Origin of the sequence: Levilactobacillus lanxiensis (genome assembly GCF_016861655.1) — a bacterium.
GTDB lineage: Bacteria > Bacillota > Bacilli > Lactobacillales > Lactobacillaceae > Levilactobacillus > Levilactobacillus lanxiensis.
Window position 1 is genome coordinate 32,747 of record NZ_BOLN01000006.1, and the last position, 14,194, is coordinate 46,940.

Below are 14,194 nucleotides of genomic sequence, written 5' to 3' on the forward strand. Positions count from 1 at the left end.
GTGGCCCATTTTCACCAGCTCTGCGGCTGACACTGGTTTAGACCGTGATACATTTGTTTCTGAGCCCTATGTGTCGTTAACTTGAGAGCAAGGTGGGCTAGTTTAATTCGTAGCTCACTCAATCATATTTCGCAATAAATCGTGTCACGCACTTCCCGAAACTGGGTTGTGGCGTGGCATTTTTATTTTTTGCTCGACCATTTTGACAAATTAATTGGGTGGATGTCAGGGACGTGTTACCATCTGGCGTGGTGATACGGGTGGTAATGGCTATTATTGGTTTTACCCTTAAAAATCACCAAAAATGGGTATTTTTCTCAGTGAATTCAAAAAATTAGCACTTAATAGCAACGATTGCTAAAAATTCTACCAGATTTCTTGACTTCAAAACCGGGTTTTGCTACATTATATATGTGTCTTAGCACTTGTGATGTTTGAGTGCTAAAAAAGGGGTGATTGTGATGCTTTCAGAAAGACAAATGATGATTCTGCGAGCCGTTGTCCGCGACTTTACTAACACTGGTGTGCCAGTGGGGTCCAAGACATTAGCCAAGCAGTTACCCATCCACGTAAGCTCAGCGACAATTCGTAACGAGCTGGCGGCGTTGGAAGAGCAGGGGCTCATTGAGAAAACCCACTCGTCTTCCGGTCGAATTCCTTCTGGCGAAGGTTACCGGTACTACGTCGACCACTTGGTTAAACCAGATCCGTTACGGCCCAACGATATGGACGTGATTCAGTCTTCGTTAGGTGGCGATTTCCATAAGATTGACGAAATTATTTCGCAATCGGCAACGATTTTGTCCAACCTGACTAGCTACACAGCCTTTACGTTGAAGCCAGAATTGAAGAACAGTCGTCTCAGTGGGTTCCGGTTAGTGCCACTCGGCAAGCGGCAAGTGATGGCCATCCTGGTCACCGATAGTGGTGATGTGGAGAACCAGACCTTCGACGTGAACGAGACGGTGACTGGGGACCAACTCGAGGCGGTCGTCCGGTTGATTAACGATCAGCTGGTTGGTTTGACGTTGCCAGAGGTCCTACAGAAGTTACAAGCAGATATTCCGATGAAAATCGCCAACTATTTACAAAGTCCCGAGGGCTTCCTAGATATCTTTGGCGACGTGCTCACCCGGGCCGCACAAGAGCGGTTCTACGTGGGCGGTCGGCTCAACCTGTTGAACTTCTCGCAGGACAGTGACGTGGATTCACTGAAGTCGTTGTACTCATTGATCGATAAGACCGATGACATTGCCAACGTTTTGGGGCAACCGAGTGATAAGATTTCCGTGCAAATCGGAAATGAAATGACCAACGATGCGCTCCGTAACTTCAGTTTGATCACCGCCACCTACGACGTTAACCAGCACGGCAAGGGTATGATCGCCATTCTGGGACCGACCCGGATGCCATATTCACGGATGTTGGGAATTGTCGGTGCGTTTCGTGAAGAGCTCGCGAAAAAACTATTAGATTATTATCGGTTTTATGACGAGTAAAGAAAGGGAGGTTTTTTATCGTGGCTGACAAGCAACAACCATCCACTGATGATGAAACTGCGGCAAAGGCCGCCACTACTAAGCAAGACCCAGACAAGACTGAGCAAGGCGCAGCAGCGGAACCAAAAGCCGCCGCTAAGCCAACCGTTACGGCTGAACAGTTAGCCGCCGTGCAAAAGAAGGCGGATGACTTCGAAGACAAGTATCTTCGGGCCGAGGCGGAAGTGCAGAATATGCAGGCGCGTTACCAAAAGGAACAAGCGTCGCTCATCAAGTATGATGGTCAGCAACTCGCGAAGGACGTGCTCCCCGTGATTGATAATTTGGAGCGAGCTTTAGCGGTTGAAGCGACCGATGATGCCAGCAAGCAGATCAAGAAGGGTGTTCAGATGACATACGATCACATGGAAGACGCGTTGAAGCGTAACCACGTGACCGAGATCGAAGCACTGGGCAAACCATTTGATCCAACGTTACATCAGGCTGTTCAGTCCGTGCCCGTTAGTGATGGGCAAACGGCTGAAACAGTGGTTAACGTGCTGCAAAAAGGCTACCAACTGAAGGACCGGGTTCTCCGGCCAGCAATGGTTGTCGTGGCACAATAAATTTATAAATAAAAACTAAAAAAGAGGGAATTTTTGATGGCAAGTAACAAGATTATCGGAATTGACTTAGGGACGACGAACTCTGCTGTCGCCGTTCTCGAAGGTAGCACGCCTAAGATCATCGCGAACAAGGAAGGCGCCCGGACGACGCCATCCGTTGTCGCTTTTAAAGACGGCGAAACGCAAGTTGGTGAAGTGGCCAAGCGCCAAGCAATCACCAACCCTAACACCATTTCATCTATCAAGAGTCACATGGGTGAAGCTGGCTTCAAGGAAACGATTGATGGCAAGGATTACACGCCAGAACAAGTTTCCGCAATGATTTTACAACACCTGAAATCATTCGCCGAAGATTACATTGGCGACACGGTTGACAAGGCCGTTATCACGGTCCCAGCTTACTTCAACGATGCCCAACGGCAAGCGACGAAGGATGCCGGTAAAATTGCTGGCTTGAACGTTGAACGGATCATCAACGAACCAACGGCCGCTGCTTTGGCTTACGGTTTGGACAAGCAAGACAAAGATGAAAAAGTCATGGTCTACGACCTTGGTGGTGGGACCTTTGATGTTTCCATCCTGGACTTAGGTGACGGTGTCTTCGATGTGCTCTCCACGAACGGGGATACGCATTTAGGTGGGGACGACTTTGACCAAAAGATCATGGACTGGTTGATTGCCGGCTTCAAGGACGAAAACGGTGTCGACTTATCTAAGGATAAGATGGCTGTTCAACGGTTAAAGGACGCTGCTGAAAAGGCCAAGAAGGACCTTTCTGGTGTGACTGAAGCCTCAATCAGCTTGCCATTTATCTCCGCTGGCGACAACGGTCCCTTGCACTTGGAAAAGAGCTTGAGCCGTGCTAAGTTCAACGAATTGACTGCTGACCTGGTTGAAAAGACTCGGATCCCCGTTGAAAATGCGTTGAAGGATGCTGACTTACAAGCTAGCGACGTTGACGTTGTCATCTTAAACGGTGGTTCTACACGAATTCCAGCCGTGCAAGAAGCCGTACAAAAGTGGACGGGTAAGGAACCTAACCACTCCATCAACCCTGATGAAGCCGTTGCTTTAGGTGCCGCCGTTCAAGGTGGGGTTATCACCGGTGATGTGAAGGACGTTGTTTTACTTGATGTGACGCCATTATCCTTGGGTATCGAAACCATGGGTGGGGTCTTCACCAAGTTGATCGACCGGAACACAACCATTCCTACCAGCAAGTCACAAGTCTTCTCAACTGCTGCTGACAATCAACCAGCCGTTGATATCCACGTCTTACAAGGTGAACGGCCAATGGCTGCTGACAACAAGACGTTGGGTAACTTCCAACTTGCTGACATTCCAGCTGCCCCTCGTGGTGTTCCTCAAATCCAAGTGACCTTCGATATCGACAAGAACGGGATCGTTAACGTTTCTGCCAAGGACATGGGCACGAACAAGGAACAAAAGATTACCATCAAGAGTTCCGACGGTCTGTCTGACGAGGAAGTTGAAAAGATGATGAAGGAAGCTAAGGAAAACGAAGCTTCCGATAAGCAACGTAAGGAAGAAGTCGACACCAAGAACGAAGTCGACCAATTACTCTTCCAGACCGACAAGACGTTGAAAGACGTTAAGGGTAAGGTCTCTGACGATGAAATCAAGAAGGCTGAAGATGCCCGCGATGCCCTGAAGAAAGCCCAAGAAGCGAACAACTTGGACGATATGAAGAGCAAGAAGGACGACCTGAACAAGATCATCCAGGACCTCTCCGTCAAGTTATACCAACAAGCACAACAGGCACAACAAGCACAAGGTGCTGACGGCGCCGCTGCTGGCCAAGCCAGTGGTGATGCTAAGAGTGATGGTAAGGATGACAACACCGTTGACGGTGACTTCCACGAAGTTAACGACGACGATAAGAAGTAATCTTACTGTCAGTGTGTAAGCAGAAAGTCAGAGTCCGTGGGGCTTTGGCTTTTTGTTTCGAGTATGCTATTCTTACTAGAGGAAGTTTTAACAGCTGAATCGGTTGTACCGAGTCTAGCTAGCGAACAACGCTAGTAACGGAAATATCGGAATTGATTGGGAGGAAAAAGATGGCGGAAACGGACTTATATGGCGTACTGGGCGTCGCAAAGGATGCCAGCCAAGCAGAAATTAAAAAGGCCTATCGCAAATTGTCAAAGAAGTATCACCCGGACTTGAATAAGGCCCCTGACGCGGCGGAGAAATTCAAGGCTGTGCAGGATGCCTATGACGTTTTGGGTGACGAACAGAAGCGGTCTAACTATGATCAATATGGTTCTGCTGATGGCGCACAAGGCGGTTTCGGTGGCTTTGGCGGCGGTCAACAGGGTGGCTTCGGCGGCTTTGGTGGCGGCGGTGGTTTCGACGACATCTTTAACCAATTCTTTGGTGGCGGTGGCGGCCAACGTAACCCGAATGCCCCACGGCCAGGTCGGGACCTGCAATACCAAATGGACTTGAAGTTTGAAGAAGCCATTTTTGGGAAGAAGACCAAGATCAAGTATACCCGTGAAGCCCAATGCCACACCTGTGGCGGGAACGGCGCTAAGCCAGGGACTTCACCCGTCACTTGTCACCAATGTGGCGGTTCCGGTTATGTCACGACTGAAACCAACACGCCATTAGGCCGGATGCGGAGTCAACAACCTTGTCCTGTCTGCCACGGTACGGGCCAAGAAATCAAAGAAAAGTGCCCAACCTGTGGGGGTACCGGTCATACGGAAGACCAACACGAAGTTGAAGTCACCATCCCAGCTGGGGTCGATGACGGACAACAAATGCGGTTACAGGGCCAAGGCGAAGCCGGTCAAAACGGTGGTGGCTATGGTGACCTGTTTATCATCTTCCAAGTGGAACCTAGCAAGGACTTCCGGCGTGATGGCACGGAAATCTACTTCAATCAAGACGTTTCATTTGTCCAGGCTACCCTTGGGGATGACGTCACGGTCAAGACGGTCCATGGTGACGTTAAGCTGAAGGTGCCAGCCGGTACCCAAGGCGGCACGACCTTCCGTTTGAAGGGCAAGGGTGCGCCAAGATTGCGGGGCAATGGTAACGGTGACGAACACGTGACCGTGAAGGTTGTCACACCTAAGAACCTGAATAAGGGGCAACGCGATGCCTTACGTGACTTTGCGAAGGCCAGTGGCGAAAGTGTTACAGGTACTGGCAAAGGAAACTTATTTAACAAAATGCGCGACAAGTTCAACGAAAATTAAGCATGGGTTAAGAATGCGTAAATAGTTGATATATCAAGGCTGCTGACGATTGTCAGTGGCCTTTTTTGATGGGCAAAATAACCGTGACCCCCCTGAAATGAAAAGAAAGGTTTAAGGTTGAGTGAGGTTGTTTGCAATCCGGGTAGGGCAATGATATTCTCAGAACATAAGGAGCGTGGTAGGGACCACATAAGCTCCAGGCTTAGTCAGCGTCGATTCGTCGGGGAGTTACCGACCTGGTTAAGTGGTGTACGGACGTCGACTTTGGGGGCGAATCGGTCGACAAACTTTGGGGGTGAATTTCATGAGAGCAAAGTGGCTGGCTTTATGGCATCAGCCGGTGGTCGCTTTTATTGGCTGGACCTTATTCTACTTTGTGATTTTGATGGCGTTGGTTTATTTATACGGGTATAGCGGTTTGAATAATTCAACGTTCATTTACAACGAGTTCTAGTTGCGAGAACAACCAGCTCGCGGGAGTATGATTAATCTTTGGGGGGATTGAGTATGATTAGAAACATGATTACGGCCATGGATCAGTGGGCGCTCCAAGACCCGGAACGGTTAGCTTACGATGACCTTGGTCACACAAACACTTACGGGGAATTAAAACAACGTTCAGACGCCCTTGCGGCTCACCTGGACAGCATGGACCTACCGGCACACGCACCGATCATGGTGTACGGGGGCCAAACCTTTGACATGATGGCAACGTTCCTGGGAATCGTCAAGAGTGGTCACGCTTATGTGCCAATCGACACGCACTCACCATTGGAACGAATTACCACGATCAATGAGATTGCGCAACCAGCTGCGGCGATTGCTGTCAGCGACTTACCAACCACATTGGGTGACACACCGGTGATTACCGCCGATGACTTAACCACAATTTTTAACCAGTCCGTCGATTATCACGTGGACCATGGGGTTAGCGGGGATGACACCTACTACATCATCTTCACGTCAGGGACGACTGGGAAGCCTAAAGGGGTTCAGATTTCACACACCAATCTTTTAAGCTATGTGAACTGGATGCTGAGTGACGACTTCACGTTACCAGCTAATGCCCGCACGTTATCACAAGCGCCATACTCGTTCGACCTGTCCGTCATGGATTGGGGACCGACCTTGGCAGCTGGTGGCACGCTGGTGGCGTTACCAAAGACCGTCACGGATAACTTCCGCGCCTTGTTTGAAACCTTACCGACGATGAACCTGAACGTCTGGGTCTCAACGCCATCGTTTGTGGACATTTGCTTAATGGAGCCCACATTTGATGCCACTCATTATCCACAGCTCACCCGGTTCCTGTTCTGCGGCGAGGAATTGACTCATGCCACGGCAGCGAACCTGCACCAACGCTTCCCAAAGGCTCGGATCTTCAACACTTATGGTCCAACGGAAACCACGGTGGCGGTGACCCAGGTGGAAATTACCGAACAGATTTTAGCGGACTACCCACGGCTGCCAATTGGCTATGCCAAGGATGATACGACGATTACCGTTGTTGATGACCAGCTCCAGCCGGTGCCAGCAGGGACTGAGGGCGAGCTGATGATTAGTGGACCGTCCATGTCCAAAGGGTACCTGCACAATCCAGAGAAGACTGAAAAGGCCTTTGTGACAGTAGACGGGAAAACGGTTTACCGCTCTGGTGACTTAGGGGTTCAATTGGACAACGGATTGATCATGTACCGTGGCCGGACTGATTTTCAAATCAAGCTTCACGGCTACCGCATTGAACTGGAAGAAGTTAACCACTACCTGTCCCAAGAGGACCACATCCAAGTGGGGGTTGCCGTGCCACGGTACGACCGCAACCACAAGGTTAGCCAGTTGATTGCCTGGGTCGTGCCAAGCGAATCAGACATTGAAAGTGAATTAGCCCTGACCAAGGCTATCAAACAGAATTTACAGGGCGGCGACATGATGGAATACATGATTCCACAGCGCTTCGTCTACAAGGAAAGCCTACCGATGACCCCCAACGGCAAGGTTGATATTAAATCGATTATCGCCGAGGTCAATCAGTAATGTTGTCATTTGAACCTTACGGCAACCCAACGTACTTTGCCTTGTTGGGTGTGGCGTTACTGCCACTGATGATTGGTCTTCTGTACGGCAAACGGTCACGCCTGTACGAAACGTTGATCTCAATCTTCTTTCTGGTCTTAACCTTTGGCGGTCCGAAATGGACGCAAGGGGTGGCCTTGATCATCTACATTTTGTACGAAGTGGCGTTGACCTGGGGGTATGCCGTTTATCGCAAGCACCAAAATTCGGGGCCGATATTTTACCTGATGGTGATTCTCGCCATTATTCCGTTGACCATCGTGAAGGTCACACCCGCCGTGGAAAACGGTCAGGCTTCCCTGATTGGGTTCCTGGGGGTCAGCTACCTGACGTTCCGGGCGGTGCAAACCATGATGGAAACGCGGGATGGCACGTTAAAAGACTATCAGGTCATGACGTTCTTACAGTTCATGCTGTTCTTCCCCACGATTTCATCTGGGCCCATTGACCGTTACCGGCGATTTGAAGCCGATTACCGGTCAGTGCCCGACCGTGAGAAATATCTCGGGATGATTCAAAAGGGGATTCGTTACATCTTCGTTGGCTTCTTGTACAAGTTCATCCTGGCGTACTACTTCGGGACAATGCTGATGCCTAAGCTACAAGTGATGGCGATGCATTCTCGGGGCGGCTTCCTGGACTTGTCGTGGCCGGTGCTGGGGTACATGTATGCTTACAGTGCTGACTTGTTCTTTGACTTCGCGGGGTACTCGTTGTTTGCCGTCGGAACGTCCTATATCATGGGCATTGCGACGCCAATGAACTTCAATCAACCGTGGCGGTCACCGAACATCAAGGATTTCTGGAACCGGTGGCACATTACCTTGTCCTTCTGGTTCCGAGACTTTATCTACATGCGCCTGGTTTTCTGGTTCATGAAGCATAAGGTCTTCAAGAAGCCAACCACCACGGCTAACGTGACGTACATTATTAACATGTTGGTCATGGGGTTCTGGCACGGGGTCACCTGGTACTACATCACGTACGGGCTGTTCCATGGGTGTGCGTTGGTTATCAACGACACCTGGCTGCGGTACAAGAAGAAGCACCGGGCCAGTGTGCCACACAACGGCTTCACCCAAGTATTTGCCATCTTCTTAACGGCAAATATGGTCTGCTTCAGCTTCCTGATCTTCTCAGGGATGCTGGATAAATTATGGTTTCATTAAGTAGGGTTATAACTATTATTTAGGGGGAAATTATTATGGATATCAAAGAAACTGTTTTAGGGATTTTGAACGACTTAACGGGTAACGATGTTAGCGGCGCCATGGACGACAACTTGTTCGACAGTGGCCTGATGGACTCTATGGGGTCTGTTCAACTATTATTGCAATTACAAGGGGACCTAGGCATCAACGTGCCCGTTTCTGAATTTGAGCGGTCAGAGTGGGACACGCCCAACAAGATCATTGCGAAAGTCGAAAGTCTGGCTTAGCCAATGGCAAAGCGATTACTACGGATCTTTGGTCCGTTAATTCTCGCGGCGATTCTGGTTTTTGCGGTGTTGGCAATGCCCGTTACCTGGGGCTTCAGTCACGTTAGCGCGGCTCGTGAACGGCAGGCGGCAGTTTCCTTGTCACCCAACGTCTTACGAGGGAAGCATATGAAGGAACAGGCGCTAAAGGATGGCTACGTGCCATTCTTTGGTTCCTCCGAGTGGTCACGGTTTGACCCCATGCATCCGTCCGTGTTGGCCCAGAAGTACAAGCGGTCTTACCGGCCATTTCTGCTGGGGGCCCGGGGCTCACAGTCTCTGACACAGTACTTCGTGATGCAAAACATTCAGGGCGAATTGCGGAACAAGAAAGCTGTCTTCGTGATTTCACCACAATGGTTCGTGAAGAATGGGACCCGGAAAGACGCGTTTGGCTTCTACTACTCACAATTACAAACGGCGGAATGGCTGACCCATTTCCGGCACGATGCGATTGACCAGTACGCGGCCCAACGGTTGCTCCAAATGCCCGCAGCTAATTCGGACCACTTCATCTACGCTGCGCTACAATGCGTGGCCAAGGGTGAAAAGTTGACGGATTTCCAGCGGTTCTACCTGCAAACGCGCAAGAATATGCTGACACAAGAAGACCAGTTCTTCTCCGGCATTGACCTGCCATCGCAAAACCTCAATCGGGTGAACCAGCAAGCCAAGAAGTTACCCACTCATTATTCCTACTCGGCACTGGATCGCCTGGGTGGTCAGTTAGGGAAAGCTGCGACGGGTGATAACCGATTCCACATCAGCGATAAGTTCTATAAGCAAGGGCTGAAGAAGGAATTGAAGACGGGCAATCTGAAGAACTTCCAGAAGAACCTGTCGTACACCAAGTCGCCGGAATTCGCTGACTTCCAGCTGTGTCTGGATCAATTCTCACGGTTGAACACCAACGTGCTCTTCATCATTCCACCAATCAACGCGCGGTGGCAGAAGTACACGGGCTTATCGGCCACGATGCTCAAGCAATTTGACCAAAAGATTCACTACCAATTACAATCACAAGGGTTCAACAACATTGTTGACCTCAGCAACAAGGGGAACGTGCCGTACTTCATGACGGATACGATTCACTTGGGCTGGCGTGGTTGGTTGGCCGTCGATAAAAAGGTCAATCCGTTCCTCAGTAAGCAACAACCGCAACCGCACTACGCGATTAGCGACAAATTCTACAGCAAGCAATGGCAGAACTTGGCGCCAAGCGATTTGAAGCAGTATGAGGCGGACAATAAATAGATGTTAACTGGCGGGTATCCCTTTTGATGGGGTGCCCGTTTTTTAATTTGGAAGGAATGAAGATGAAATTTTGGCATCAAACAAGTTGCCGATTGCTTATTGGATTCAGTAGGGGTTAAAGTTAAGAAAATGCGATGGCTATGTTATAATTGTTGAGAATGGCGTTTAAGAAAGTAGGAAATCAACATGGATCTTGAGAAATTAAAGCAACATCAAAAATACATCCGTAACTTTTCCATCGTGGCCCATATTGACCACGGGAAGTCCACGATTGCGGACCGAATCTTGGAGTTAACGGATACCATTTCCAAGCGCGACATGCAAGATCAAGTGTTGGATAACATGGACCTTGAGCGTGAACGCGGAATTACGATTAAATTAAACGCGGTTGAATTGACGTATCACGCCAAGGACGGCCACGACTATGAATTTCACCTGATTGATACACCTGGGCACGTCGACTTCTCCTATGAGGTTTCACGGAGCCTGGCAGCCTGTGAAGGGGCCGTCCTGGTCGTGGATGCTGCGCAAGGGGTCGAAGCTCAGACGTTGGCCAACGTTTATTTAGCCTTGGACGACAACCTGGAAATCGTGCCGGTCGTTAACAAAATCGACCTGCCCGCCGCTGATCCCGAAAAAGTTAAGAAAGAAATTGAAGATGTGATCGGGTTGGATGCGTCCGACGCCGTTTTGGCCAGTGCCAAGCAGGGTATCGGGATTCCAGAACTGCTGGAACAAATCGTGGCCAAGGTGCCCGCACCTAGTGGTGACTTGGATGCGCCGTTGAAGGCTTTGGTCTTCGACTCCGTTTACGATGATTACCGGGGCGTTGTGCTGAGTGTCCGGGTATTTGAGGGTACGGTTCAACCCGGCGATAAGATTCGTCTGATGAACAGCGGTAGTGAATATGAAGTGACTGAGGTCGGGGTCAACTCGCCTAAGCCAATTTCACGCGATTACCTGATTGCCGGTGACGTGGGCTACATCACGGCCAGCATCAAGGACATCACGGATACGCGAGTGGGTGATACCGTCACCAATGCGGCTAAGCCTGCCGACAAGGCCTTGCCTGGGTACCGGGAAATGAGTCCCATGGTTTACGCCGGGCTCTATCCAACCGACAACGCGAAGTTAAACGACTTGCGTGAGGCTTTGGAAAAATTGAAGTTGAACGATGCCGCATTGGAATTTGAACCCGAAGCGTCGCAGGCGTTGGGTTTTGGGTTCCGGTGTGGGTTCTTGGGGATGCTCCACATGGACGTCATCCAGGAACGCTTGGAACGAGAATTCAACTTGGACTTGATCACCACGGCACCATCCGTTACCTACCACGCGTACTTGACGGACGGTGGCATGAAGGAAGTTGAAAACCCTGCAGAAATGCCGGAAGCTTCTGCCATTAAGCGGATTGAGGAACCCATCGTGAAGGCCACGATTATGGCGCCTAACGAATACGTCGGGGCCGTTATGGACCTGTGTCAACACCGACGGGGCCAGTTCTTGACGATGGAATACCTGGACGATTACCGGGTCAACATTATCTATAACATGCCGTTGTCAGAAATCATTTTTGACTTCTTTGACAAACTGAAGTCGAGCACCCGGGGCTACGCTTCCTTGGATTACGAGCGGGCCGGGTACCAACAGGCCGACTTGGTCAAGATCGATATTCTCCTGAACGGCGACAAGGTCGATGCCTTGAGCTTCATCGCGCACCGGACCTTCGCCGCCCAACGGGGTCGTGAAATTGCGTCTCGGTTGAAGGGTATTATCCCACGCCAAAACTTTGAAATCCCTGTGCAAGCAGCTATCGGGGCTAAGATCATTGCGAGAACGACGATCAAGGCCTACCGGAAGGACGTGACCGCCAAGCTTTACGGTGGTGACCGGACCCGACGGATGAAGCTGTTAGAGAAGCAAAAGGTTGGGAAAAAGCGGATGAAGGCTGTTGGGAAAGTGGATATCCCTCAAGAAGCGTTTATGGCTGTCCTCAAAACCGATGAGGATGAAACCAAGTAGTGACGCGGGTTCTAGGGGACTGCCTTTTCGGCTGCCGCCCATTTGCCTACCATTTGTCGACGGAATTGTTGGCGTGTCGACAAAATTAAATAATTTACTAAGATGGTGCACTGTCAGTTCTTCTGATGGAGCACCATTTTGCGAATATGTCGACGGTCTCAGAACTCATCTTCTCAGTAACATGGGAGTATGTGTCCATTGTAGTGCTAATTCTCGCATGACCCAGTCTGGCCTGAATTTCCTTAATGTTTGTATTGTTCTCTAACACCGTAGGACGCAAAGAACGGAAATAAAACGGAAACTCGAGCTTGTCCTGAACTTTACTAGCATGGTATTTTACGGAGTTTGGTGTAACGGAAGCCCCATTTTCCTTAGTGTTGTGGCGAAATTGAATTCTATATAATTCTTTCCAAAACAAACGCGTTGTTCCATCTGGTCTTTGCGCTTGCAATTTACGAGTCATAATCTTAGATTTATATAGTTAAGTTATAAATTCTGATTCTAACAAAAGATACACCTCTCATTGACAGAGGTGTATCTTTTGTTTGGTCCATACCTGATTAGTTAGCAGCATTTTTTTTGAGCGCTAAAGTTTCACGATATTCTTCTGCCTCTGGATTTCGCTTAAAATCAACGGTAACGTTCTTATATTTTTTGAGTTCCTCCTCGACATCGTCAATTGAAATATTAAAGTATTCTTTTCTCCCATTGACCTTGTTGATTCGCTCGTTCGAGAATCTGTTGTGAAGCTCGGCTTCTAGTTGGTAAGCATCTTCACTGAATATAAGGGCATGTACATCAAACTTGAAGGGGACAGAGGCGCTGCCAAGTTCATTGACCCTATCCATGGGTTCGAGGCGGCGTGTTACCCCAATTTTAAAAACGTTTTTTCCAAAAGAACCGATATTTGAGATGATATAAACGTATCCCGCAGTTGCGTGCTGTTCTCGATAATCAACTTCAGATTTTTGACTGTGTTGGTCGGCTAATTCGACTTTGAGCTTTTCGATTTCATCTAACAGACTTTGATTATTCGGGTCTTCTCTTGATTTTGCTTCGAGCTCACTAATTGCCTGAGAATAATGATGAATTTCTTTATCAATTTGTTTGCGTTTGGCCGCTATTTCACGTTGTAGGGCCTTTTCTTCTCGTTCTTTTGCTCGTTCTTCTCGGAGTAATTCTTTTTCTTCCTGAACTTTTTGTCGATATTCAAATGCTAAGTTAAGTTCCTTTATTTTTAAGTTCAGATATTCTGTGCTTAATTTGACATAAACAACATCATACATCTTGTTGTGTTGTTCAAAAGAGCGTTGAATACGTTTCTCGATTCGATCAAAGTTGGAGTAAGTAGCTTTACTGATAGCTTCTGTACATTCGTTGTTAAAGCTGCGTAGAATTGCTTTGACATTATTACGGTTCATTTTTCTACCTTGAGCCGAGCTGTTGTTTACAAGCCAATTTTCATTGCAACTAGCTGCAGTTTTATCTCGTATCATACGCTTCTGGCTATCACGAATTTCCGCCAAGACATTTTTATAATCTAAAGCCGTAGCAAAATCATACTGAGGCTTGTATAGTCCGTAAGAACTCATCTCTAAGTCTGGTTCTAAATCACTAATATCAGCACGTATGCTTTCCTTCTTCTGATTTAGTTCTTTAAGTTGATTTTCAAGCGATTTAATTTTGATATTTCTAGTGTCAGCTGTTTTTTTAAATTTTGTTTTGAGCTGTTCCTCATTCTCTTTTAGATTAGATAATTCTTGCTTTTCTGATTCTATCATTTCACTAAGCTTTAGAGGTTCCAGTTCATGGATAGAAAGCTTCAAATTTGCCTTCTTAGTTAACTCTTGTATTGAGTGTTCCAGCTCGATATTCATTCTTGAGAGTGCGTCGTTAGTTTCTTTTAAGTGTGCAATTTCATTTTTGAATTTTGAAGTTTTAAATATATCACTAAATGCCATATGAAATTTCCTCCTAGTAGGTATGGGCCAATGATTGTAGGTCCCAATCGATGATGTCCAAATTATATGTGGCTAATGT

General features: G+C 48.4%; 11 protein-coding genes. 10 read left to right on the forward strand and 1 reads right to left on the reverse strand.

Annotation, left to right across the window (positions count from 1 at the left end; genetic code table 11):
- Positions 1-461 precede the first annotated feature (461 nt).
- The 10 genes from hrcA (at position 462) to lepA (ending at position 12,154) form a co-directional block, all read left to right on the forward strand.
- A complete protein-coding gene (gene hrcA, locus JUF22_RS08330) occupies positions 462-1,499 on the forward strand; it encodes a heat-inducible transcriptional repressor HrcA (RefSeq protein WP_203637351.1) in 1,038 nt (345 codons plus the stop codon).
- A 20-nt stretch (positions 1,500-1,519) separates the two neighbouring features.
- A complete protein-coding gene (grpE, locus tag JUF22_RS08335) occupies positions 1,520-2,104 on the forward strand; it encodes a nucleotide exchange factor GrpE (RefSeq protein ID WP_203637352.1) in 585 nt (194 codons plus the stop codon).
- 36 nt (positions 2,105-2,140) lie between these two features.
- Positions 2,141-4,012 carry a molecular chaperone DnaK gene (dnaK, locus tag JUF22_RS08340; protein ID WP_203645500.1) on the forward strand — a complete coding sequence of 624 codons (1,872 nt, stop codon included), beginning with the start codon at positions 2,141-2,143 and terminating at the stop codon, positions 4,010-4,012.
- A 170-nt stretch (positions 4,013-4,182) separates the two neighbouring features.
- Positions 4,183-5,331: a molecular chaperone DnaJ gene (gene dnaJ, locus JUF22_RS08345; protein WP_203645502.1), complete on the forward strand. Its 1,149-nt coding sequence runs from the start codon at positions 4,183-4,185 to the stop codon at positions 5,329-5,331.
- A gap of 304 nt (positions 5,332-5,635) precedes the next feature.
- Complete coding sequence (locus JUF22_RS08350) at positions 5,636-5,785, forward strand: teichoic acid D-Ala incorporation-associated protein DltX (protein ID WP_125762847.1); 150 nt, start codon at positions 5,636-5,638, stop codon at positions 5,783-5,785.
- A gap of 53 nt (positions 5,786-5,838) precedes the next feature.
- The gene (gene dltA, locus JUF22_RS08355; protein WP_203645504.1) at positions 5,839-7,365 is read left to right on the forward strand and encodes a D-alanine--poly(phosphoribitol) ligase subunit DltA; all 1,527 of its coding nucleotides are present in this window, start codon (positions 5,839-5,841) and stop codon (positions 7,363-7,365) included.
- Positions 7,365-8,573 carry a D-alanyl-lipoteichoic acid biosynthesis protein DltB gene (dltB, locus tag JUF22_RS08360; protein ID WP_203645506.1) on the forward strand — a complete coding sequence of 403 codons (1,209 nt, stop codon included), beginning with the start codon at positions 7,365-7,367 and terminating at the stop codon, positions 8,571-8,573. The genes dltA and dltB overlap by 1 nt, the downstream gene beginning before the upstream one ends.
- A gap of 35 nt (positions 8,574-8,608) precedes the next feature.
- Positions 8,609-8,842 carry a D-alanine--poly(phosphoribitol) ligase subunit DltC gene (gene dltC, locus JUF22_RS08365; RefSeq protein ID WP_125762841.1) on the forward strand — a complete coding sequence of 78 codons (234 nt, stop codon included), beginning with the start codon at positions 8,609-8,611 and terminating at the stop codon, positions 8,840-8,842.
- A 3-nt stretch (positions 8,843-8,845) separates the two neighbouring features.
- Complete coding sequence (gene dltD, locus JUF22_RS08370; RefSeq protein WP_203645508.1) at positions 8,846-10,135, forward strand: D-alanyl-lipoteichoic acid biosynthesis protein DltD; 1,290 nt, start codon at positions 8,846-8,848, stop codon at positions 10,133-10,135.
- Between the two features lie 186 nt (positions 10,136-10,321).
- Complete coding sequence (lepA, locus tag JUF22_RS08375; RefSeq protein WP_203645509.1) at positions 10,322-12,154, forward strand: translation elongation factor 4; 1,833 nt, start codon at positions 10,322-10,324, stop codon at positions 12,152-12,154.
- Between the two features lie 560 nt (positions 12,155-12,714).
- Here the strand turns inward: lepA and JUF22_RS08380 are convergent.
- Entirely contained in the window at positions 12,715-14,115 is a 1,401-nt protein-coding gene (locus tag JUF22_RS08380) for an SNIPE associated domain-containing protein (RefSeq protein ID WP_203645511.1), read from the reverse strand.
- Between the last annotated feature and the right edge of the window lie 79 nt (positions 14,116-14,194).